The sequence below is a fragment of the Porticoccus sp. genome, assembly GCA_023261185.1.
Lineage (GTDB): Bacteria > Pseudomonadota > Gammaproteobacteria > Pseudomonadales > Porticoccaceae > Porticoccus > Porticoccus litoralis.
Genome location: JALRJN010000010.1, coordinates 1 through 22349 on the forward strand (window position 1 = coordinate 1; position 22349 = coordinate 22349).

A 22349-nucleotide genomic window follows, 5' to 3' on the forward strand; every position below is an offset into this window, starting at 1 on the left:
TTCCCAATGAAGAACAAACAGAAATTCTCTGGAATCAGGGACTTGAAGGCCTTCGCAAGTTCAACAGCCCAAATAGCCGCTCTGCGCCCATCAAGAGTGCCCAGGAAATCTTTACCGTAGGCGATCTCATCCGAGTGCAACAACACGAAGATGGCTGGCACCTTGGCCAGCTTCCCAAGGCCCAGGCAGCTCTGGCTGCACTCGACCCTGAAAATGGCGCCATAAAGGCCATGGTGGGCGGCTTCGATTTCCAGCAAAGTCACTTTAATCGTGTCACCCAGGCCGAAAGGCAGCCTGGCTCAAACTTCAAGCCTTTCATTTATACCACCGCATTAGAGAATGGTTTCACACCCGCCAGCATCATCAATGACGCCCCCGTTGTATTCGAGGACGATCTATTGGAAAGCAGCTGGCGACCTGAAAACGACAGTGGAAAATTTTATGGCCCTACCCGCCTCCGGCAGGCACTTTATCTGTCCCGCAACCTGATCTCCATTCGCATCTTGCGGGCGCTGGGCATCAACCAGGCATTATCAGGACTGGAGCGCTTTGGATTTGATCCGTCGCAATTGCCTCACGACCTGTCCCTGGCATTGGGCAGCCATGCAGTCACCCCCCTGAAAATCGCCACCGGCTATGCCAGCTTCGCCAATGGCGGCTATCGGGTAGAACCTTTCCTCGTGGAACGCGTAGAAGACAGTGAAGGCAATATTCTTTTCCATGCAGCCCCGCTAACGGTGTGCCGTGGCTGTGGAAAGGAAGGCAACAGCGTTATTCCTGCGGATGAAAAGATTCAGAGCGAAAGCCCCACCGATTTGGACACCAACGTTGGGGTTGATCAGATCGTGGCACCTGCCAAGCTTCCCCCCCCAGAAGCGCCAAGAATTATCGATGAGAGAACGGCTTTTATCATCGACTCTATTCTCAAGGATGTGGTTCGCAAAGGCACCGGGCGGAAGGCACTTGTTCTGAAGCGGGACGATATCGCAGGTAAAACAGGCACCACCAATGGCCCGAGGGACGCGTGGTTTTCCGGCTACAGCACACACATTGTGACAACGACCTGGGTAGGGTTTGATGAAAACCAGCTGCTGGGCCGAAATGAATATGGTGGCTCTGCAGCACTGCCCATCTGGATCGACTTTATGAAAACAGCTCTGGCCGGCAAACCCCAGATCATTCGCCCTCAACCGGAAGGAATTGTTATGGGCAGAATAGATCCGGAAAACGGCTTGAGTGTTGGGCCCGAACACCGCAATGCCATATTTGAAATTTTCCGCAAAGAAGATGTGCCACCCATGGCCGAACGTCACGGGCCAGGGAATACACAGGGGGCCGCTGGCGACCCGCGACCAGAGGATTTATTCTAGAAACTCTCCAGTTAAAGGCAGCCAGCGCCTCCAGTCGAAATCACGATCGGCAATGACATAAAAACTGGGATTGAGAAGGGAAGGCTTACTGTTATAACGCAGGGGTTGAAAGGTGGTATCAACCAGCAGCCCCCCTGCCGCTTCAACTATTGCCTGCCCTGCAGCTGTGTCCCACTCAGAGGTTGGCCAGAAATGGGCGCAAAGGTCAGCCTTTCCTTCTGCAACCAGACAATGTTTGAGCGAACTACCTACCGGCTTCACCTCCGCTCGGCCAAAATGCACCGACAACGCTTCACCCAATAGGGAAGCCCGCTCCCCGCCGTGGCGACGACTAGCCACCAAGGTCAGTGGTTCGCCGTTGTCTTTGCGCTCAACCATGGTTCGCACGTTGATTGAGCACAAGCTACCCGACTCATACCGGAAAGCACCCCCGCCGACCAAACCGCCATACCCAACGCCCGAGACTGGCACATAGACAACACCGAGGACGGGGCACCCATGGGAAATCAGCGCAATATTGACGGTAAATTCGCCACTACCGGAAAGAAACTCCCGGGTACCGTCCAAAGGATCAACCAGCCAGTAATCCGTCCAAGAAGCACGCTGCTTATAAGAAGGAACCTCTGTTTCTTCGGAAAGCACTGGCAGGTCAAGTAGCAAGGGCAATTGCCGTTGCAGAAGGCGATCTGCTGCCCTATCGGCCTCAGTAACTGGAGAACAATCCGCTTTTGTATCAACGCTCAACTCGCCCACTTTCCTATAGAACGGCATGATGGCCTCACCGGCCAACACAGCCAGCGATATAACCTGCTCCAACAGGGAAACATCCAAAGGGAGACTCGTTTTCATCACATTACACCGAGCTGCCTATACCGCCGCTGCGAGCTGCGAGTAAATCTCTGACAATATAAAGCGCTGCAAGAGCCCGGCCTTCATTGACATCATCGCGCTCGGCCAGTGCTTGCAGATCTTTGATCGGCCAGGGAACAACCTCGATAGGTTCGGGTTCATCTCCGGGCAGACTTTTTTTATACAGCTCTTCTGCCAACACCACCTGAATATCGTGCTCCATATAAGCTGGCGATAGGGTCAGGCATTTGATCAACTCTAGACGACGGGCACCGTAGCCCACCTCTTCCATCAACTCACGGTTAGCTGCCTCAAGAGGGGTTTCCCCTTCGTCAATGGCACCTTTCGGAAGCGACAGATGGTAATCTTCTATACCGGCACCATACTCCCGCACAAGCAGGACAGTTTCAGCATCCAGCATGGGCACCATCAGCACAGCACCCCGACCGGGGCGCATCAAACGCTCATAAGTTCGTCGCTCTTTATTAGCAAACTCCAGTTGCATCTGTTCCACACTAAAAAGGGCAGTTTTAGCCAAGGCCTGGCGCTTCAATATCCGGGGTTTTGTGGGCATACTGGAATCATCACTCGTCTGCGGCGTTTCATTATAACTGTGAAGATTGACTGGACTAACATTGATACGGTGCTGCTGGATATGGACGGCACCCTGCTGGATCTGCATTTTGACAACTATTTCTGGTTGACCCATTTGCCCCAGCGCTATGCCGAGCATCATGGTGTTTGTCCCGACCAAGCCACCAAAGACCTGCACAATCGTTTCAATGAAAAACGAGGAACCCTGGACTGGTACTGCCTGGAATTCTGGTCAAAAGAGCTCTCCGTCAACATCCGCGAGTTAAAAAAAGAGGTTGAGCACCTCATCGTTGAGCGGCCTTTCGTTCAGGAATTCCTGACTCAGCTGGGCGAAACTGGCATACAACGGGTGCTTATTACCAATGCGCATCCCCAGAGTCTGGAACTGAAGCTATCGCTTACCGGCATTGGCCCGTTACTCGACCACATCTACACCTCACATCAGTTTGGCCATCCGAAAGAATCCCCTAACTTCTGGCATGCACTTAAACAACAGCAACATTTTGAGCCTAAGAGAACACTCTTTATAGATGACTCACTAGAGGTACTCAAGGCGGCAAAAAAGTACGGTATCGGCCATTTGCTGGGCATCAGCCAACCAGACAGCAAACAGCAGGCTCGCCAGGTCAACGGCTTTCCCAGCATCCAACATTTTAATGAGATTTTCCCCCATGGATGACCAGAGTCAGGACAAGGTTCGACTGGACAAATGGCTCTGGGCAGCACGCTTTTTCAAAACCCGTGCCCTGGCAAAGGCTGCCATTGAGGGCGGCAAGGTACACATTGACGGACAACGCGCCAAGCCCAGCAAAGAAGTGACAGTTGGGATTCAGCTGGTCATCCGCCAGGGCCGGGATGAAAAAACGGTAGTGATCAAGAAGCTGTCAGAACAACGGCGTGGCGCCAGCGAGGCGGTGCACCTTTACCAGGAAACTGAAGACAGTATTGCTCAGCGCGAAAAAAAGGCTGAGGAGCGCAAAGCAGCCAACCTTACACGCCCCTCTCTGGATCATCGCCCCAGCAAAAAACAACGCCGACAGATTCATCGATTCAAGGAGCAGAACCTATGATTCGCACAACTCTTTGCACGCTAGTGCTGATCTTGCCATTGATGGTATTTAGCGAGATATATCAGTGGAAAGATGCCGACGGAAAAATCCATTACTCCGACAAACCGCCGGAGAACGAAACCGCCAGCAAAGACATTTCCGGTCAGCTCCGTCCACTCAACAGCGACTCAAGCACTTCGGAAACGGATAAATTAAAACAGGTGTTCGCCGGTGAAACGCCAGAAGAAAAAAACTACCGGCTACGGCAGCAGGCTGAAAAACAGCAGCAGGAAGCAAACCAACAACAAGCCTGCCAACGGGCAAAAAACCAACTGTCGGTCTTGCGCGGTCGGGTTGCCTTTATCGACAAGAATGGCAAGGAGGTCATTGTCACCGAGGAAGAACGGCAGCAGCGAGCAGACAAACTGGCTCGAGAAATTGACAAGTACTGTTCTTGACCCAACTTGCTAAAAGCAGAACTCGTTGGGCCTCTGGACAAAACCTCCAAACATCTCTACATTCGCCGCCCTTTTATGGAGGCCACAGCATGAGTCATGCCGATCAGCTACAACGCTTCATCTTCGAGCATTCCGATATTCGCGGCGAAATACTGACTCTACAAGACAGTTATCAGCGCGTACTGTCTAATGCTGACTATCCAGCACCGGTCAGGGAGCTGCTGGGAGAATTTATGGCGGCCGTCGGCCTGCTGAGCGCCACCCTGAAATTTGATGGCGTCCTGACGCTCCAGGCCCAAGGCAGTGGACCACTGTCGACCATCATGGCTGACTGCACCCGCCACCACCACCTGAGAGCCATCGCCCGTTTTGATCACGAATTCGAGTATGAAGAAACACTGGCCCTGCAAGACCTGATCGGAACCGGCACCCTCAGCCTGACGATCACCCCCAATCAGGGAGAGCGTTATCAGGGCATCGTTCCACTGGAAGCCGACAGCCTGTCCGGCTGTCTCGAAGACTATTTTTATCAATCTGAGCAACTCACCACGCGCATCTGGCTCAGTGCCGAGGCAAGCACTGAAACACCCCGTGCGGCAGGACTGCTAATTCAGGCTCTTCCCCATCAAAAAGAAGCCGACCCTGAAGCCAACAAACAACTCTGGGAACATGTGAGCCAGCTGGCCGCGACTGTGACTCCTGAGGAACAACTGAATCTGGAGCACAGCGAACTTCTCTACCGCCTCTTTCACCAGGACGAACTGCGCCTTTTTGACCCCAGTCCAGTGCAATTCGCCTGCAGCTGTTCTGAGGAAAGAATAGCGCAGGCATTGACTTCACTGGGTCAAGAAGAGCTACAAGGCATTCTGGAAGAACGGGGTGTTATCGACATCCATTGTGAGTTCTGTCATCAGCACTATGGCTTCCATCAAGCGGATATCGACCGCTTGTTCGACGAAAGTCCACCAACACTCCACTAGTCCATTTTTTTCTGGCATAATTGCCGACCTTTTTAGCCCGACAGGGCTTTTTAACCGACCTGAACTTACCCAACAGGACCAAACTGATGACGCAAATCGAAGATTCTGCAGTGAATGTTTACACAGATCTGTGCGAGGCTGAACTGATTGAGCTGGCGCTTCAACGCGGTGAGGGGCACCTCACAGATACGGGCGCACTGCTTTCAGTCACCGGCAACCGAACTGGGCGTTCACCCGCTGACCGGTTCATTGCAGAAGAACCCAGCAGCCAGGATGATATCAACTGGGGCTCAGTCAACCGCCCTATCTCCCTCGAAAAATTCAACGCCCTTTGGGAGCGCGTTGAAGCCCATCTGGCTGATCGCGATCGCTTTGTTTCACACCTCCATGTTGGTCAGGATTCCGAACATTACCTGCCGGTAAAAGTGACCACCGAGACGGCCTGGCACAACCTTTTTGGCCGCAATATGTTTATCCGCCCGGAACGCTACAACCCCTCGAACAAGGAGCAGTGGAAAATTCTCCACGCTGCCAATTTCGTCTGTGATCCTGAGCGCGATGGTACCAACAGTGAAGCGGTGGGCATCATTAACTTCGGTCAGCGCAAGGTGCTTATCGCCGGATTGAAGTACGCCGGCGAAATGAAAAAGGCAATGTTCTCGGTGCAAAACTTCCTGTTGCCAGAAAAAGATGTCATGCCCATGCACTGTGCTGCCAATGTCGGCAAAGATGGCGATGTATGCCTGTTCTTTGGCCTCTCCGGCACCGGCAAAACCACCCTTTCTGCCGACCCGAATCGTTTCCTGATCGGCGATGACGAACATGGCTGGTCGAAAGGCTCTGTGTTCAATATGGAAGGCGGCTGCTACGCAAAGACTATCAACCTGAGCAAGAAAAACGAGCCGGTCATCTGGGATGCCATTCGTTTTGGCGCAATTGTGGAAAATGTTGTCACCGACGAAAAACGCACTGCCGACTACGACGACACCAGCCTGACTGAAAACGGTCGCTGCAGCTACCCACTGGAACATGTGGAAATGCGCTGCGAAGAAAACCGTGCAGGCGAGCCTAAAAATGTCATCTTCCTCACCTGCGACGTCTCCGGCGTGCTGCCTCCGGTATCCATTCTCTCCAAAGAAGCAGCCGCCTATCACTTCCTGAGTGGTTATACCGCCCGTGTCGGCTCCACCGAGATGGGTGGTGCTGCCGGTATCCAGCCAACCTTCTCCACCTGTTTTGGTGCACCGTTCATGCCTAGGCCTGCGAATGTCTACGCTGAACTGCTGATGAAACGCATTGAAGATTTTGGCAGCCGCGTATACCTGGTCAATACCGGTTGGACTGGTGGTTCAGGTGCAGCTGGCGGTACCGGTTCACGATTCCCCATTCCTGTTACCCGCGGCATTATTGCTGCTATTCAAAATGGTGACCTGGAAAATGTGGAAACCGTGAAACTGCCCATCATCAATCTGGAAATCCCCACTACGATTCCCGGTGTGGACAGTAGCTATCTGAACCCTCGCGAAACCTGGGAAGATAAAGCTGCCTATGATGAGCAGGCCACCAAGCTGGCCAGCCTGTTTGTAGAGAACATCAAACGCTTCGATGTGACAGACAGCGTATTAAGTGCAGGCCCCCAAATCTGACACTGTCTCACATAAAAAAGGGCGCCAAGTGGCGCCCTTTTTTATTAGCCGAGAAATCCTCGGCGCTTACGTTACTGCTACTTTACAGCTGACAACCCCGTGCTAAGCGTTAACCCCTGCTGGTAATAATGGGCACTTTTCTCATGCTCCCCCAACTGAACCATCAGCTTGGCCAACTCTGCGTACGCTTCAGGCTGCGCCCTGAATGCCAGTGAACTCTCCAGGTAGTCGCGAGCTTTACCCCACAACTGATTTTTCATACTCAGCCTACCCAAAGTGAGCATCAAAGTCGGGTCATTGGGTCGCTCCCTGAGCCAGGCTTCCGCCACCAGTAGCTGCCTTTTCGCATCACCACCATCCACCAGACCATATAGTCTGACCAAGCGTTCATCCCAGGAGTTTTTCAGCGCCTTGCGCAACAGGGTTTCAACCTGTGTCTGCTCACCCAACTGCACCAGACTTTCAATATAGGCCTGCTGCACATGGACATCTGCACGCATATCACGGGACAGGTCCTGCCAGAACCTAGTCAGGTTCTGTATATCTTCGGGGGTTCCGCTTTCCTTTGCCTGCGCCGCAAGCTGCAATATCAAAGTGCGGGAAACATCAATGGAGAGTTTTTCCAAGTGTTCTTTGTCATACACCTTATAGCGACGTAAGTCCGGCAGCATTTTTTCAAGGTTTTTCCAATCACCCAACCCCTGGTAAGCACTGACCAGCATCCGCAGCACCATAGGGTGATCAGGTGTCTTGGCGTACAACCTGCGCAGGATCGCCAGCGCTTCTTCAAAGTGCTGATCTCGCAAATGCATTCGCGCCTGAGCCAGGCCGATCGCCAGCTCACCACCAGCGTCACTTTCTTCCGCCATAACCAGCAGCCTGTTGGCCTCATCCTGATCACCCAGTTCATAGGCACAATTCGCTGCTGCCAAATAGTTCAGCAAGGGCATATCTGCATGTTTGGCGGAACGCATAAGGTTTCGCCGAGCCTGGTCCCAGCGGCCCTCAATAAATTGCAACAACCCTCGAGCGGTGCGATTGCGATGACGGGCCTTGCGCCCTGTGGTACTCACTCGTACCAGCCTCTTACCGGGCTCAACTATCAGTCTTATCAGGTAGGCCAACGCCCGAAGAGCCGCCCATAGCAATAGCAAGAGAAGCAATAAGGTCCACACGCTCATCTCAACACTGTAAAGACCCAGCGTGATAAGAACATAACCGCTGGTTTCACTCAGTTGCCATGCCAGCAGGCCGCCGACAGAAGCCACCACAGCAATCAGCAACAGTAATTTTTTCACTGTTGTGCGCCTCCAGCAGATTCGACCTCGTGGCGATTATGCCAACTGTCGATATAGTCACGTAGCGCATCCAGCCCCTCCGAGATATCCGGTCGAACCTGAACCACAGGCTGCTGCTGCAGCCACGTCAACTGTTCGATCAAAGACTGCGCCGCCAGGTCATTCACTTCAAAGTAATTTTTCGTCAGGGCGATAGCTTCTGCCAGACTCGCCTCATAAACCTGTTGCTGCTCACCCAGCAATGCCAACTGTGACTGCTTGAAAATGACGCCCAACTGCAGGCGCAACAATTTTTCCTGCTCGGGGCTGAGCAACGGGTCAACGGGATTATCGCGACGGCGAACAACGACCAGTTTTTGCGCTTCTGCCAAAACCACGCGGCCCGCGTTTAGCAACGGGGTATACCAGGGAGATTCTGCCTCGGTTGGTTGCAGCGGCTCCGGTTCTACTGCCCTTGATGCGGGTATTTTAGGCGGGACCACCGACAGATTTTCAGATGCTTCGGCCAGCACTTTCAGCTTGATGAACAGCCCTTCGCGGTCCACCACCGGCTGACTTTTTAACGCCACGATATTACGCGCCAGAGCCTCTCTCACTGGCAGCAATTTGACGTCATCCAGCTCTCGTAAAATATCATCGGCCGAAAGCAACAGTGCCAAGGCATTCTCGCTGTTTCTTTCTGTCAGCAATCGCTGATTACCAAGCCGCAGCAAGTATTCCGCTTCTGCCAATAACCAGTCTGTTCTTGTCGTCGTCGACAGTTCGCGTAGGCGCCGAGCTTGACTATTCAGAGTTTCCTGCTGCTCAAGAATCTGTGTTTCCAGTCGATTCGCCAACGCTTCTCGTGCACGCTCAACACCCGACAGCTGGCTTCGCAATTGAGACAGCTCATCCCTGAGGCCACTATTTACCATTTCTTCCGGCGGATTCTGCAGCAGAGTATACTGCCCATAAAACCACCACCATGCGCCAGCAGCGGAAATCAACGCGATTAACAACAGCCAGAGAATGACCGAAGCCCCACTTTTTTTAGTGGGCTGAGGTTTGCTCGTCGGCTGTTGGGGTTTGGCGGCTGGTTCTGCGGTCGATGGTGTAGACACGTCTGGAGTCGACTGCTTTTTTACCTCCCCTTCCTTGGCGTTGCCCTGACTGCCACCACCTGCCGGTGCAGCCGTCGATTCGTTTTTATCCGAAGTTTCGGGTTTGTCGTTATTCACTGGCTTTATTCCTGCAAATGCATTCCATGGTGGCCATCCTCCACCTCCCCCACACCACGCGTGCCGCGCAAAGCAGCCACCCGGGATTATCCGTGATTACTGTACCATTCAAGAATTGTCGAAACCATGTCATCTGGCAAGGCTGAATTTGCCTCCAATACCTCACGACAACCAAGATCTCTGGCCATATCCGCCACCCGCTGACCGGGCACAAGCACAGGCAAAGCCTGTAGTTGATGGCGACTGCCAGCTACAACACAAGAAAAGAGCTGCTGCAGTAATTCACCACTATGGGCAACCACAATATCCACCTGCGACTGTTGTAGCAGGTGATTAATTTCATCAGCGTGCCGGACTGTGCCACAGCGCTCATAAAGCTCACAGCGGTCCACCTCCGCACCCCGTTGCCGCAGTGTCTGAGCCAGCACCTCGCGCCCACCCTTTCCGGTAAAGATCAGCACCTTTTCACCCGAGACAGTTTGCAGAGATGGCAACGCAAGCAGCCCCTCACTATCAGCACGCCCTATCGGGGTCTCCACTGCAAGCTGATGTTCGCGTAGTAACTCAGCCGTGCTTTGGCCGACAGCATAATATCGCACCCCGTCAGGCAACATCGGCCAGTAATTGTACAACCAGTCCAGTCCATATCGCGCCGCATTTTTGCTGATAAAAATAGCGATTTGATAATGATCAAAGTCCAATATCCGGGATTTGATAGCCTGCATTTCAGGCCGGCCCACCACAGGTGCAATATCCATCACCGGGCAGCGAAAAACTTGAGCCCCGATGCCGATGAGCTTATCAACAAACTCATCATTCGGCTGTTCAGCCCTGACCAGCAATACACTCCTGGACTGGCGAGAGGATGATGGCATCAACCGTTTCCGTAAACCTCGTTAAGAATCTCTGCCGCACCCTGGGCCAGCAAGGTTTCCGCCAGCAGGATTCCGATCGCTTCCGGATCCTCAGGGCTGCCGGTAACCTCCGCCCTTAGCACCCTGGCACCATCAGGTGAACCCACCAACCCCCGCAACCACAATTTTCCATCGGGAACGGGTATCGCATAACAACCTATTGGCACCTGGCAGCCGCCCTCTAACCTGCGATTCATGGCGCGTTCGGCGCGTACGCAGATTGCCGTTACCTCATGGTGTAGAGGTTGTAAAAGGTTCTGCAGTTCTTCGTCATCCACCCGGCACTCGATACCCACCGCACCCTGACCACCCGCGGGCAAAAAGACTTCAGGGGCAATGCGCTGTTGAATGCGATCTTCCATTTCGAGTCTGACAAGACCTGCCGTAGCAAGAACAATGGCATCAAACTCACCCGCATCCAGCTTACTCAAGCGGGTCTGCACATTGCCTCTGAGGCTTCCAACGGTGTGCTGGGGAAACCGTTCCAGAAGCTGCGTCTGCCGCCGCAGACTGGAAGTGCCCACATGACTGCCCGGAGGCAAATCTTCCAGGGATGAAAACCTGTTTGAGACAAAAGCATCACGTGAGTCTTCCCGCTCACAGATCACGCTTAAACCCAATCCTTCAGGAAATTCCATGGGCACGTCTTTCATGGAGTGGACCGCGATATCTGCCCGACCTTCCAACATGGCCACTTCAAGCTCCTTCACGAATAGCCCCTTACCCCCCACCTTTGCCAGAGGGGTATCCAGAATCTTGTCCCCACGGGTAGTGAAGGTCACCAGAGATATTTGCAGATCAGGATGTAATTGCAGCAGATGTTCTTTGACATATTCTGCCTGCCATAGGGCCAGTGGACTTTTACGGGTGGCAATACGGAGATGTCTGGAGGTCATGAATTCAGGCCTTATTGTTTGAGGCCACATGATAACAGAAGCAGCTTAATTCTCCTGCTCCACAGCCCCGGGAAAGAGCACCTTACCTGCTAGATTTGTTCTAGTAGTTTGCGCAGTGGTGCCACATGGCGGCGGCTCACCTGCGGGCGAATATCCATATTGTGCAGACGTACAAAGAACTGTCCGTCAATATTGCGCTCCAAACCCTCAATATGCGGTATAGATACCAGGGCATTGCGGTGAATTCGCACAAAGCGTCCTTCAAACTCGTCCTCGAGCTCTTTCAGGGTTTCGTCCAACAGGGCTTCGCCTTCCGTATGATAGGCTGTGACGTATTTATGGTCCGCCTGAAACAGGCGAATATCGGCCACAGCCACCAGATCGATACCGCGGCGATTCTTGGCAGCGATGTGGCTGCGCCCTTCGGACTGGAAGAAAGGGGAGTCCTGTAATTCAGAGAGCTGCGCCTTGTTAATGCGCTTGGTGCGCATGATGGCATTTTCCAGCTCCACCTGTTTGATCGGTTTCAGCAGGTAACCGATGGCCTCGGAAGAGAAGGCCTCCACTGCATAATCGTCGTAGGCGGTGCAGAAAATCACCGCCGGCGGCGGATTGAGCTCCGCCAGGTATTGAGCTGCCGCGAGTCCATCCATGCCCGGCATGCGCACATCCATAAAAACAAGATCGGGGCTCAGCTCTTCCGCTGCTCCCAGCGCCTGTTCGCCACTGCCAGCTTCACCAACAACCTCACAGCCACCGATAGACGACAACATCCTTTTCAATCGGTCGCGAGCCAGCGGTTCATCATCAACGATCAACACTCTCATCTGACAGGCCCTACCATCCTATGGGGTAGCTAATACGGGTAATATAGCAACTTTCGCTGGGTTCCGCAGTGACCTTGGCCGCGTTCCCGAAATGGGCCTTAAGGCGCTGCCGCACGTTGTGCAATGCCATTTTGTTGCCGCGGTGCTGCTGTAATGCCCGATGTAGAGCGTTGGAGACCACAATTTCAATCCGGTCGTTGATGCGCTTTACCGAAATAGACACTTCACCACCTTCCTGCAGCAGTTGAATGCCATGATAAATCGCATTTTCGAGCACCGGCTGCAACGTCAGACAGGGAATATGCACCCCCTCCCCGTAATCCCCGATTTCCCAACGGGCGGTCAGACGGTCACCTAGTCGCAGCTTTTCCAGTGACAGGTAGCGACGGCAGAGCGCCAATTCCTCCCTCAGCGGCACCAGCGTGTGAGAATCTGTCAGCGCATAGCGAAACAGATCAGACATGTCCTCCACAACACGTTCAGCTTTTTCCGGATCAGAACCGATCAGGCTTGCGATCATGTTCATACTATTAAACAGAAAGTGCGGCCGAATACGTGACTGTAACGCCTGGATTCGAGCCTCCAACTCTGCCCGCTGTTGCAATCTGAGCTGCTGCTGAAGAAACAGATATCGCAGCAAAATACCGGCAGGAATGGCCGCTAATAGCAGATACTCTACGACGTTCCAGAGATTGTAGCCGCGACTGTCCCGAGGTCCTGAATACCAGGACATGACCCCTTCTGCCACCACCCCGCAAATTAACGTCACCAGCAAAATCAACAGGAAAGAAACCAGTGCAGCCGTGACAAGACGCGTCCCGGAAAGCAATCGGTTAGAAAGACACAGCACTGCCGCGCTGAGCAATGCAATCCATAAAGACAGCAGCGAGATCTTGGCAAATGCCACCCAATCGAAATGCTGCAACCCGGTATCGGATATAGTGACCAGAAGCGCCAGCAATTCGGAAATAACCACAACCGCCAACAACCCCTGCCCTCGACACAGGTCAGGCAGAAAATGGTCTCCCTCGCTAAAGAGCATCCGCGCCGGTTTCTGACCACCGGCTTTCCAATTACTCAGCCAACCCATTCAGGCATTTCCATACTGGTCATTCGCTAACTATCCCTCTTTGCTATAATCCCGCCGTCGCCGGACTCTGCGATACTTTATCCTTCGCCACATCAGTAATAAAGGGCCTATTTAGCCATGAGCGATTCAAAAGATACCAACCTGTCCTGGGGTGGACGATTCAGCGAGCCCACCGACGAATTTGTGGCCCGCTTCACCGCCTCGGTAGACTTCGACCAGCGCATGGCCATGCAGGACATTCAGGGTTCCATGGCACACGCTGCCATGTTATCCAGTGTCGGCGTTCTCAGTGAAGACGAACTCCAGTCTATCAAGACCGGCCTGACCGAAATTGTGACGGACATAGAAAATGGCACATTTCAGTGGAGCCTGGCACTGGAAGATGTGCACATGAATATAGAGGCTGCACTGACCTCTCAAATAGGCGTCACCGGAAAGAAACTGCATACCGGCCGCTCCAGAAATGATCAGGTAGCCACCGATATCCGCCTTTGGTTGCGGGAAGAAATTGATGTCATCGCCAGGGAGCTAACGCGGTTGCAACAGGGCATTTTGCAGCTGGCGGAGAAAGAAGCGGACACTATCATGCCCGGCTTTACCCACTTGCAAACCGCCCAACCGGTGACCTTTGGCCATCATCTTATGGCCTGGTTCGAAATGCTCGAAAGGGACTACAGCCGACTGCAGGACTGCCGCAAACGCCTCAACCAGTCACCTCTCGGTGCCGCCGCACTGGCCGGAACTACGTACCCCATCAACCGACATATGACAGCCGAATTACTTGGCTTTGATGGTCCCACCCGCAACTCACTGGACTCCGTCAGCGATCGGGATTTCGGCATAGAATTCTGCGCCTTTGCCAGCCTGCTGCTAATCCACCTATCCCGTGCGTCGGAAGAGCTTGTGCTCTGGACCTCGGCACAGTTCAACTTTATTGAGCTGCCGGATCGGTTTTGCACCGGATCCTCCATCATGCCCCAAAAGAAAAATCCCGACGTACCGGAACTGGTGCGGGGAAAAACCGGCCGAGTTAACGGCCACCTGGTGGCACTGCTGATGCTGATGAAGTCCCAACCCCTGGCCTACAACAAAGACAACCAGGAAGACAAGGAACCCCTGTTCGACACTGCCGATACGGTCCGTGATTGCCTGCGAGCCTTCGCTGATATGGTGCCTGCCATTGAAGCCAAAAAAGACAATATGCGAGAGGCCGCGCGGCGCGGGTTTTCCACGGCCACCGACCTCGCTGACTACCTGGTACGCAAGGGCATTGCCTTCCGCGACTCTCACGAGATTGTCGGCAAATCCGTGGCATACGGCATTGCCAACAACCGAGATCTGTCAGACATGTCCTTACAGGAGTTACAACAGTTCTCCGATGTCATCGGACAGGATGTGTTTGATGTATTGACGCTGGAAGGTTCTGTTGCCGCTCGCAACCACATTGGCGGTACAGCGCCGGAACAGGTCCGACAGGCTATTGCAGATGCAAAAGAGCGGCTAGCTCAACGCGGGTAACAGCCAAGAATAAAAAAGCCGGTATCTGCCGGCTTTTTTTATGCTTAATGCCCTCCTACACCATCGCAATGAGCGCTTGCACCCACTCCAGAACTGCGTCTCTTTCCAGGTAAATAGCCATTGCACAGAATACGGCAATGACCAGCGGGAATGAATTCATCAAACCCTCAGGACTGCGCCATTGATACTTCATCATGGTCCAATCCCCCACCTTGTTTTCTGACAACAACCTGGGTACAAACCAACGCTGAACTTCGTTTTGAGGAAAAAACCCGTGCTTATCTGCCCCCAGCGGAAGTACGAAGTCACCGACCTTGCAGGCACCCTGTCTATTCCAGTACACATCTTCAAATGTCGTGCGGTGGCGCTGACCCGAAAAATCTATCAACTCAATATGCGAGGGGAATATACCCAAACGCATTTTTGTCATTTTTAACATCGGCCTCGCAATCAACAGCAAAGGAAGCGCCAGAAAAATACTCATCATCATCATGTCATGGGAAATAGCATCCTCATCCCACACAACTGGAAGAGCAAACACAGGTAGTAAAACCACCATCAATATCAACACATAGGGCAACCATTTTGCCGCCCGGGAGGCCTCTATCCAGATCCCAGTCGTCGGGACCGATTCCATGCCATTATCGGATTCGATGAGTGATTCGTTATCCTCAGGGATAGTCTGTTTCTGTTGACGAATTGCCACACACCAGCAACCCAAGCGCAAAAATCGCCCAACATGAATATCCCGCATAACGCCAACGCTCAATTTCTGCTCTCTTTTCATTAATCAGCGCAGCGAGAGAGGGCGTGGAAAAATCCACCTGCCGTACACCCCTGCGGTCATAGCGATAAAATGCTAATCGTCCATAGTCAGCCACCAGGATATTATCCCCCCACAACGCTAGGGAAAGCGGGTCAGCCCCAGAGGGCATATCAAGCTGGTCCAGCTCAACACCGGTATCGGTGTAGCGCACCACACGCCCGTAGGACATATTGTCCCCCATCGCCAAGACCCACCAATCCCGGTCAACCTGCACAAAGACCGATGGCCAAATGTGCAGACTATCGGGGGTTATAGCTATTTCCGACAACACCTTACCGAAGGACTCTGTTTTGGGTGAAACAGCCACAAATCGGTGATTATTGGTGTCCGCAATCCACAGTTTATCGTTCACCAGAGCAATCTGGTTGGGAAACTTAAATCCTTCGGCCGTTGCCAGCAATTTCCCGGTGCTGTCTAGTTTTAGAATACGGTGACGGCTTGTATCGGCGAGATACACGGTATCCGTATCGCGCTCGATAAATACCCTGAAGGCACGATCAAATCCGGGCAAATCGGTGCTAAATTCCTGGCACTTTCTATCACCGAGCTGACAGCGGGCAATAAAGTTACCATCAGCTTGCTCATAATTATGATTGGTGGATCGCATCACCACATCCCACGCCTCCACGATCGACGTCGGGGCAGCTCCCAATCTCAACAGAAGGTCGCCGTTGTCAAAGAAATCGAAATTTCCGATATTGTCAGCAAATCCCAGTCCATCGAGGTCAACGACAACCTCATCACCAGAGTCGCCGTCTATCAGGAACAATTGCCGACCAAATTGGATGGCCAGATGACCATCAGGGGTATTGGTGATAAACGTTGGACGCTCTACCTCCAGCATGTGCTGATTAAAGTAGAAGTTCAGTCCGATTAGGCCACCAAAAAACAAGATGACAAGAAGTGCCACCAGCGGGTTTACCGACTTATTCATATCACATCCCTGTTGCGTTTCTTTGAGTGTCATTACTCATCACAAGCCGCATTATGAATTTATGACGCATCAAAATCCACGTCACATTGCCCTTTGACTATGCGGGCTTTTTTTGATTGGCTCATAAACACGCCTTACTAACTATTTTATGAATCTACTACTATTGGCATAGCTATTGCTATTTTGTCTCTAAGGGCTCATAACATGTACGAAGCCTTCCGTCACGCTAGGAGGTATGTGACAACCTATGAATAAAAGTTGGAAATCCTACGACTCAGGCTCATTTTTTGACGAGCTGCTTACCTCCACAGGCAACCCCCGTTTAGCAGCGAGGGGGATCATGAACTTTTTGCGAAACCTCCCTGGCGGCGAACTGGAAGAACGAAGAGCCGCAGCCGAGCTGGCCATCCGCGACATGGGCATCTCGTTTACGGTGTATACCGAAGGCGGCAACATCGACCGCAGCTGGCCTTTTGACATTATTCCCAGGGCCATTTCAGCTAAGGAATGGCACCGGGTAAGCACTGGTCTAAAACAGCGCAGCCGTGCCCTGAATTGTTTTATTGATGACGTTTACAACAAGCAAAAAATCCTCAAAGACGGGCTAATACCAGCAGACATCGTGCTTGAGTCCACCAATTACAAACCCCAATGCCAGGGCGTTTCGCCCCGATATGGTGCATGGGCCCACATCTGCGGCTCTGATCTGGTGCGGAACAAGGATGGAAAATTCTATGTTCTGGAGGACAACCTGCGCGTACCCTCCGGTGTCTCCTACATGCTGGAAAACCGTGAAATCACAAAACGCGTTCTGCCCGAGCTGTTTGAAAATTACAGCATCATGCCGGTAGATGATTATCCGACACAGCTCTACAAAACACTGGCTTCACTGTCACCACAACAGAACCGCAAACCCTGTATTGCCGTCCTTACGCCGGGCATTTACAACTCAGCATATTTTGAACATGCCTTTCTCGCCCAAAGTATGGGTGCCGAACTGGTAGAAGGAAGCGACCTGTTTACAGACGATGACGATTGCGTCTACATGCGCACCGTAGATGGCCCAGTGCGGGTTGATGTTATTTATCGCCGGATTGATGAGGACTTTATCGACCCTGAAGTTTTCCGGGAAGACTCGAAGCTCGGGGTCCCCGGAATCATGCGCGCCTGGAAAGCCGGCAACCTTGCCATTGCCAACGCCCCAGGTAGTGGAGTTGCAGACGACAAGGTAATCTATGCCTATGTGCCGGAGATGATTCGCTACTACCTCAAAGAAGAACCTCTGATGGAAAGCGTCAAAACCTACCTCTGCATGCTGGAGAAGGATCGCGAATACGTCCTCAAAAATCTCGACAAACTCGTGGTCAAGCCGGCCAATGAATCCGGCGGGTACGGCATGATGGTTGGCCCACATGCCAGCGCAGAGAAACGCCGTGAATTTGCCAAACTGATCGAAGAAAATCCTCGCAACTACATTGCCCAACCCACCCTGTCACTCTCCACAGCCCCGACCTGCATTGACCACAAAGTCGAACCGCGGCACCTAGACCTGAGACCCTTTATTCTGCAGGGCAAGGATGTATGGGTTACCCCGGGTGGCCTGACGCGTGTGGCCATGGTGAAAGGCTCGCTGGTGGTGAACTCTTCACAGGGCGGAGGAAGTAAAGATACCTGGATTGTGGAGAGCAACAAATGACTATGCTGTCTCGCGTCGCTGACCGCCTGTACTGGATGTCCAGGTACCTTGAGCGCGCAGAAAACACGGCCCGCTTTACCAGTGCCTACACCCACCTGATTCTGGACTTGCCCAGAGGTACCGAACTGGGTGGCTGGCAGGTTCTGGTGGACATTCTCGACGCCGAACCTGTTTTCAAAAAACATTACCGCGTCTTCAACGAACAGAATGTGCTGAGGTTTTTAATCGCTGACCTCAACAATTTTTCCAGTATCAATTACGCCATCAAGGCCGCACGCGAAAACGTGAGAACGACCCGCGACGTACTACCGGAAGAAACCTGGGAGCATGTCAACGAACTGCACATTATGTGCAAAGACATGGCCGAGAAATCTGTCGGCAGACGGCACCGCTACGAGTTTCTGGAGCAGATCATTTCCCGCTGCCAGATGATTAATGGCTTGCTGATGACCACGTTGTGCCGGGACCACCCCCACCGCTTTATCAAGCTGGGTCACCTGATGGAACGCGCCGACATGACCACGCGGATTGTCGATGTCGGGGCAGGCGCTATTCTCGAGCGGGAGAACAATAACCCGGCAGAAGACACCTTGCTGTGGAGCAGTATGCTGCAGTCCCTCTCTGCCATCAGCGCCTACCGGCAGAAAATTGGCCCCCTCGTTGAACCCGACCCGGCAGTCAATTTTATTTTCAAGGAACAGACCCTGCCACGAACGGTGGCCTTCTGCCTGAAGGGTATCCTCGAAGAGCTTCAGCCCTTGAAGAATAATGAAACTGCTATTGGTATTGCCGAATCAGCATTGCGCAAACTGACCCGTTTTGATGTTAAGAAAAAGAGCTATGAAGAGCTTCACCAGTTCATCGATCAGTTCCAGATCTACCTTTGCGACCTGGACGATGCTATTACCAACACCTGGTTCCTGCCAATCCCCACGGAACCACAAGAAGCCTGAACCCAAAAGCCCCCGCTGCTGAATTTACGGCAAAAGGGGGCTTTAGCCTTATCGTCTTCTAAGCTCAGATGTCTGCGCCAAAAACCAGAGACAGTGGCGGCAGCTCATTAAAGGCTCTGCGAATATTCTCGTCCCAGCTGTGACGCAACTTCACAAGATAGGGATCATTTTCCTCAAACTTATAGTAATGGGATGTATTGGAGAGGCTGTCTGTGGGGTAAAACAGCAATTCTATGGGCGGTCCCACTGTGGCATTACTGCGCATAGTGGAATCCAGTGAAACCAGCGCACAGCGCATGGCTGTTTCATGGGGTGTAGCGGGCCTGATGATCCGGTCCAGGATAGGCTTTCCATATTTGGTCTCACCAATCTGCAAGAATGGGTACTGCTCCGAGGCCGTAATATGATTCCCCTCCGGGTAAATCATGTACAACTCGGGGTCACCGCCCTTGATCTGACCTCCCAGAATAAAGGTCGCCTCGGCATTAAAGCCACCGCCGACTGCACCACCTCTATGTTTGCCCTGCTCTCTGAGACTGAGAGAGCCCACATAATCGGCAATATCTGCCACGTAACTGGCTTTACGCAGATTAAACTCCGCATCCTCTTTCAAATCGCGCTCTATCTGGGCAACCACCGCCTGACTGGTCGCCAGATTCCCAGCGGTAACCATCATCAACTGCCGATCACCATGAATGGAAAAGCGATGCAGCTTGCTGTAGGTACTTACCCTGTCAGGACCTGCGTTTGTGCGCGAATCTGAGCAGAAAACCAATCCTTCATTTAATTTAATGGCAACACAATAGGTCATGGTGACAAGGAGGCTCCAGAGTTTGGGATGAAGGATTTTAAAAATGGGCTGAAAAGAATAATTCCTCCCCCCGATAAAAGCCATATATCAAACATCAATTATCCGATCATGGCCCACAGACAGAATGTCACCAAACTGCGCCGACAAGAAGCCACGGCACCAACATAACGCACAACCGCTGGCCAAGTTGGTGCAAAAACAGATTCACTCCCGACCTTTTTTAAAAAAAACCATACAAATCAAAACCCTGACTTGTGGCACATAAATTGCTTTATTAGATCACTACCTTTTATTGCACAACGAGGTGCGTGTCAGATAACCCCTGACGCCCGCACCTACACCAACCGGTGCAAAAGGCGTCAGACAACTGAGAGAGATGCAATATGTCACTCATAAATGTCGTCGTCATAGGCAACGGGATGGTGGGCCACCATTATGTGGAACAACTAGCCACCTCAGACGTTTCAGCCAACATTACCGTACTCGGGGCCGAACCACGTCCCGCTTACGACAGAGTCCATCTGTCAGAATTTTTCGCCGGACGCAAACCGGAAGAGCTAGCCCTGACGACCCGTGAACATTATGAAGAGCTGGGTGTCACCGCCCATTTTGGCGACGCCGTAGTCGCCATCGACCGCGATGCCAAAATTGTCACCACAGACAGTGGCCGCACTTTTTCGTATGACAAACTGGTTATGGCCACGGGTTCCTACCCTTTTGTTCCGCCAATACCCGGTTCTGACCTCTCAGACTGTCTGGTATATCGCACCATCGACGACCTGGGCCTGATTCAGGCAAAAAGCAAAAATGCCAAAATAGGTGTCGTTGTCGGTGGCGGCCTGCTCGGACTCGAAGCGGCCAATGCGCTCCAGAACCTCGGCCTTGAAACCCACGTGGTGGAATTTGCTCCCGGTCTGATGGGGGTGCAGCTCGACGGTGGCGGCAGCTCCATGCTACGCCGCAAGATTGAAACTTTGGGCGTTCAGGTGCACACCAGCAAGGCAACCCAGGCCATTGAAGAAACAAATGGCGAGGGCGATACCCGGCTGGTCATGAAGTTTGCGGATGGTGAAACCCTAGAAACCGACGTTATCGTGTTCTCTGCCGGCATTCGTCCCAGTGACCAACTGGCAAAAGATTGCGGTCTGGAAGTCGGCCCTCGCGGGGGCATCGATGTTGACTACCACTGCCGCACCAGCGATTCCGATATTTATGCCATCGGCGAATGCGCCCTATATGGCGGTATGATCTATGGTCTGGTAGCACCCGGTTACCGCATGGCAGAGGTAGCCGTGAGTCAGCTCACCGGTGAACACAATACCTTCAAAGGGGCTGACATGAGCACCAAGCTAAAGCTGCTCGGTGTGGATGTAGGCTCCATCGGCGATTCCCACGGCAAGACCCCGGGCTCCATCGCCTATACCTTCAGCGACGAACGCGCCGAGGTGTACAAGCGCATGATCGTCAGCGCAGACGGCAAGACCGTGCTCGGCGCCGTACTGGTGGGCGACTGCTCCGACTACGACACCCTGCTGCAATATTACCTGAACGGCATCGAACTGCCGGAGAACCCGGAAACCATGATCCTGCCGGCCAGCGAAGGCGGTGCACCACTGCTGGGTGCGGCCGCCCTGCCCGCCACGGCCACCATCTGTTCCTGCCACAACGTCAGCAAAGGCGACATCATCAACGCCATTGAGGGCGGCTGCTGTTCTCTGGGGGACGTGAAGTCGACAACCGCCGCCAGCACTGGCTGTGGCGGTTGCGCCGCGCTGCTGAAGAATGTGGTGGACGACGAGATGGCCGCCCGCGGCATGGAAGTGAACAAATCCATCTGCGAGCACTTCAACTTCACCCGTCAGGAGTTGTTCCACATCATCAAGGTGGAGTCCATCAAGTCCTTTAAGGATCTGATCAAGAACCACGGCAGTGGCCGTGGCTGTGAAATCTGCAAACCGGCAGTAGGGTCTATTCTCGCCTCCCTGTGGAATGACTACATTCTCGAAGAGAAGCATGTGGGTCTGCAGGACACCAACGATACCTTTCTGGCCAATATGCAGAAAAACGGCACTTACTCCGTGGTACCCCGGGTACCCGGCGGCGAAATCACCCCGGACAAGCTGATTGTGCTCGGCGAGGTCGCCAAGAAGTACAACCTCTACACCAAGATCACCGGCGGTCAGCGCATCGACCTGTTCGGCGCCCGTGTCGAAGAGCTGCCGGAAATCTGGAAAGAACTGATCGACGCCGGCTTTGAGACCGGCCACGCTTAAGGCAAGGCGCTGCGCACTGTGAAATCCTGTGTCGGCAGCACCTGGTGCCGCTACGGCGTACAGGACAGTGTCGGTATGGCGATCTACGTTGAGGATCGTTACAAAGGGCTGCGCTCTCCCCAGAAGCTGAAATCCGCGGTTTCCGGCTGT

At 53.1% G+C, this 22349-nt stretch carries 20 protein-coding genes and 1 pseudogene; 10 read left to right on the plus strand and 11 right to left on the minus strand.

Annotation, left to right across the window (positions count from 1 at the left end):
• The coding region (locus tag ACYZYZ_RS00985) for a penicillin-binding protein 1A (protein WP_461482946.1) at positions 1–1370 on the plus strand (1370 nt) is incomplete at its 5' end.
• Here ACYZYZ_RS00985 and cysQ read toward each other — a convergent pair.
• Both cysQ and nudE read right to left on the minus strand, forming a co-directional pair.
• Positions 1362–2219: a 3'(2'),5'-bisphosphate nucleotidase CysQ gene (gene cysQ / locus ACYZYZ_RS00990; protein WP_461482947.1), complete on the minus strand. Its 858-nt coding sequence runs from the start codon at positions 2217–2219 to the stop codon at positions 1362–1364. The two genes, ACYZYZ_RS00985 and cysQ, sit on opposite strands and share 9 nt — an antisense overlap.
• Positions 2220–2223: 4 nt before the next feature.
• Positions 2224–2793, minus strand: a complete 570-nt coding sequence (gene nudE, locus ACYZYZ_RS00995) for an ADP compounds hydrolase NudE (protein ID WP_461482948.1) — start codon at positions 2791–2793, stop codon at positions 2224–2226.
• A gap of 81 nt (positions 2794–2874) precedes the next feature.
• Between nudE and yrfG the strand changes: the two genes are divergently transcribed.
• The 5 genes from yrfG to ACYZYZ_RS01020 all read left to right on the plus strand — a co-directional run bounded on the left by yrfG (position 2875) and on the right by ACYZYZ_RS01020 (position 6946).
• The gene (yrfG, locus tag ACYZYZ_RS01000) at positions 2875–3492 is read left to right on the plus strand and encodes a GMP/IMP nucleotidase (protein WP_305170154.1); all 618 of its coding nucleotides are present in this window, start codon (positions 2875–2877) and stop codon (positions 3490–3492) included.
• Positions 3485–3883, plus strand: a complete 399-nt coding sequence (gene hslR / locus ACYZYZ_RS01005) for a ribosome-associated heat shock protein Hsp15 (RefSeq protein WP_461482949.1) — start codon at positions 3485–3487, stop codon at positions 3881–3883. Before yrfG ends, hslR begins: the two co-directional genes overlap by 8 nt.
• Positions 3880–4320, plus strand: a complete 441-nt coding sequence (locus tag ACYZYZ_RS01010) for a DUF4124 domain-containing protein (RefSeq protein WP_305169917.1) — start codon at positions 3880–3882, stop codon at positions 4318–4320. Before hslR ends, ACYZYZ_RS01010 begins: the two co-directional genes overlap by 4 nt.
• 89 nt (positions 4321–4409) lie before the next feature.
• Positions 4410–5300, plus strand: coding sequence for an Hsp33 family molecular chaperone HslO (gene hslO / locus ACYZYZ_RS01015; RefSeq protein WP_305169916.1), 891 nt, complete (start codon positions 4410–4412; stop codon positions 5298–5300).
• 86 nt (positions 5301–5386) lie between these two features.
• On the plus strand, positions 5387–6946 hold the full coding sequence (locus tag ACYZYZ_RS01020; protein ID WP_461482950.1) for a phosphoenolpyruvate carboxykinase: 1560 nt from the start codon (positions 5387–5389) through the stop codon (positions 6944–6946).
• 77 nt (positions 6947–7023) lie between these two features.
• Here ACYZYZ_RS01020 and ACYZYZ_RS01025 read toward each other — a convergent pair whose 3' ends face one another.
• The 6 genes from ACYZYZ_RS01025 to ACYZYZ_RS01050 all read right to left on the minus strand — a co-directional run bounded on the left by ACYZYZ_RS01025 (position 7024) and on the right by ACYZYZ_RS01050 (position 13188).
• Positions 7024–8244 carry a heme biosynthesis HemY N-terminal domain-containing protein gene (locus ACYZYZ_RS01025; RefSeq protein ID WP_305169914.1) on the minus strand — a complete coding sequence of 407 codons (1221 nt, stop codon included), beginning with the start codon at positions 8242–8244 and terminating at the stop codon, positions 7024–7026.
• Entirely contained in the window at positions 8241–9461 is a 1221-nt protein-coding gene (locus ACYZYZ_RS01030; protein ID WP_461482951.1) for a uroporphyrinogen-III C-methyltransferase, read from the minus strand. Before ACYZYZ_RS01030 ends, ACYZYZ_RS01025 begins: the two co-directional genes overlap by 4 nt.
• An 86-nt stretch (positions 9462–9547) precedes the next feature.
• On the minus strand, positions 9548–10336 hold the full coding sequence (locus ACYZYZ_RS01035; RefSeq protein ID WP_305169912.1) for a uroporphyrinogen-III synthase: 789 nt from the start codon (positions 10334–10336) through the stop codon (positions 9548–9550).
• Complete coding sequence (hemC, locus tag ACYZYZ_RS01040; protein WP_305169911.1) at positions 10336–11271, minus strand: hydroxymethylbilane synthase; 936 nt, start codon at positions 11269–11271, stop codon at positions 10336–10338. Before hemC ends, ACYZYZ_RS01035 begins: the two co-directional genes overlap by 1 nt.
• 89 nt (positions 11272–11360) lie before the next feature.
• Complete coding sequence (locus ACYZYZ_RS01045) at positions 11361–12098, minus strand: LytR/AlgR family response regulator transcription factor (RefSeq protein ID WP_305169910.1); 738 nt, start codon at positions 12096–12098, stop codon at positions 11361–11363.
• A 10-nt stretch (positions 12099–12108) separates the two neighbouring features.
• On the minus strand, positions 12109–13188 hold the full coding sequence (locus tag ACYZYZ_RS01050) for a sensor histidine kinase (RefSeq protein WP_461482952.1): 1080 nt from the start codon (positions 13186–13188) through the stop codon (positions 12109–12111).
• A gap of 117 nt (positions 13189–13305) precedes the next feature.
• On the opposite strand from ACYZYZ_RS01050, the gene argH reads away from it, so the two are divergent.
• Entirely contained in the window at positions 13306–14706 is a 1401-nt protein-coding gene (gene argH, locus ACYZYZ_RS01055) for an argininosuccinate lyase (protein ID WP_305169908.1), read from the plus strand.
• 55 nt (positions 14707–14761) lie between these two features.
• On the opposite strand, the gene ACYZYZ_RS01060 is transcribed toward argH, so the two are convergent.
• Entirely contained in the window at positions 14762–15412 is a 651-nt protein-coding gene (locus ACYZYZ_RS01060) for a hypothetical protein (RefSeq protein ID WP_461482953.1), read from the minus strand.
• Complete coding sequence (locus ACYZYZ_RS01065) at positions 15378–16466, minus strand: hypothetical protein (protein ID WP_461482954.1); 1089 nt, start codon at positions 16464–16466, stop codon at positions 15378–15380. Before ACYZYZ_RS01065 ends, ACYZYZ_RS01060 begins: the two co-directional genes overlap by 35 nt.
• Positions 16467–16713: 247 nt before the next feature.
• Between ACYZYZ_RS01065 and ACYZYZ_RS01070 the strand changes: the two genes are divergently transcribed.
• Positions 16714–18162 (plus strand): circularly permuted type 2 ATP-grasp protein, encoded by a 1449-nt coding sequence (locus ACYZYZ_RS01070; RefSeq protein WP_305169904.1) that lies wholly within the window; start codon positions 16714–16716, stop codon positions 18160–18162.
• Entirely contained in the window at positions 18159–19115 is a 957-nt protein-coding gene (locus tag ACYZYZ_RS01075; RefSeq protein WP_305169903.1) for an alpha-E domain-containing protein, read from the plus strand. The genes ACYZYZ_RS01070 and ACYZYZ_RS01075 overlap by 4 nt, the downstream gene beginning before the upstream one ends.
• Positions 19116–19179: 64 nt before the next feature.
• Here ACYZYZ_RS01075 and ACYZYZ_RS01080 read toward each other — a convergent pair whose 3' ends face one another.
• The gene (locus tag ACYZYZ_RS01080) at positions 19180–19926 is read right to left on the minus strand and encodes a proteasome-type protease (RefSeq protein WP_305169902.1); all 747 of its coding nucleotides are present in this window, start codon (positions 19924–19926) and stop codon (positions 19180–19182) included.
• Between the two features lie 383 nt (positions 19927–20309).
• On the opposite strand from ACYZYZ_RS01080, the pseudogene nirB reads away from it, so the two are divergent.
• Positions 20310–22349: pseudogene (gene nirB, locus ACYZYZ_RS01085) on the plus strand (nitrite reductase large subunit NirB); the annotation flags it as partial.

Coding starts and splice junctions, on each gene's coding strand:
- cysQ (WP_461482947.1), bottom strand. CDS start 2,219: ATGAAAACGAGTCTCCCTTTGGATGTTTCCCTGTTGGAGCAGGTTATA.
- nudE (WP_461482948.1), bottom strand. CDS start 2,793: ATGCCCACAAAACCCCGGATATTGAAGCGCCAGGCCTTGGCTAAAACT.
- yrfG (WP_305170154.1), top strand. CDS start 2,875: ATGGACGGCACCCTGCTGGATCTGCATTTTGACAACTATTTCTGGTTG.
- hslR (WP_461482949.1), top strand. CDS start 3,485: ATGGATGACCAGAGTCAGGACAAGGTTCGACTGGACAAATGGCTCTGG.
- ACYZYZ_RS01010 (WP_305169917.1), top strand. CDS start 3,880: ATGATTCGCACAACTCTTTGCACGCTAGTGCTGATCTTGCCATTGATG.
- hslO (WP_305169916.1), top strand. CDS start 4,410: ATGAGTCATGCCGATCAGCTACAACGCTTCATCTTCGAGCATTCCGAT.
- ACYZYZ_RS01020 (WP_461482950.1), top strand. CDS start 5,387: ATGACGCAAATCGAAGATTCTGCAGTGAATGTTTACACAGATCTGTGC.
- ACYZYZ_RS01035 (WP_305169912.1), bottom strand. CDS start 10,336: ATGCCATCATCCTCTCGCCAGTCCAGGAGTGTATTGCTGGTCAGGGCT.
- hemC (WP_305169911.1), bottom strand. CDS start 11,271: ATGACCTCCAGACATCTCCGTATTGCCACCCGTAAAAGTCCACTGGCC.
- ACYZYZ_RS01045 (WP_305169910.1), bottom strand. CDS start 12,098: ATGAGAGTGTTGATCGTTGATGATGAACCGCTGGCTCGCGACCGATTG.
- ACYZYZ_RS01050 (WP_461482952.1), bottom strand. CDS start 13,188: ATGGGTTGGCTGAGTAATTGGAAAGCCGGTGGTCAGAAACCGGCGCGG.
- argH (WP_305169908.1), top strand. CDS start 13,306: ATGAGCGATTCAAAAGATACCAACCTGTCCTGGGGTGGACGATTCAGC.
- ACYZYZ_RS01065 (WP_461482954.1), bottom strand. CDS start 16,466: ATGAATAAGTCGGTAAACCCGCTGGTGGCACTTCTTGTCATCTTGTTT.
- ACYZYZ_RS01070 (WP_305169904.1), top strand. CDS start 16,714: ATGAATAAAAGTTGGAAATCCTACGACTCAGGCTCATTTTTTGACGAG.
- ACYZYZ_RS01075 (WP_305169903.1), top strand. CDS start 18,159: ATGACTATGCTGTCTCGCGTCGCTGACCGCCTGTACTGGATGTCCAGG.
- ACYZYZ_RS01080 (WP_305169902.1), bottom strand. CDS start 19,926: ATGACCTATTGTGTTGCCATTAAATTAAATGAAGGATTGGTTTTCTGC.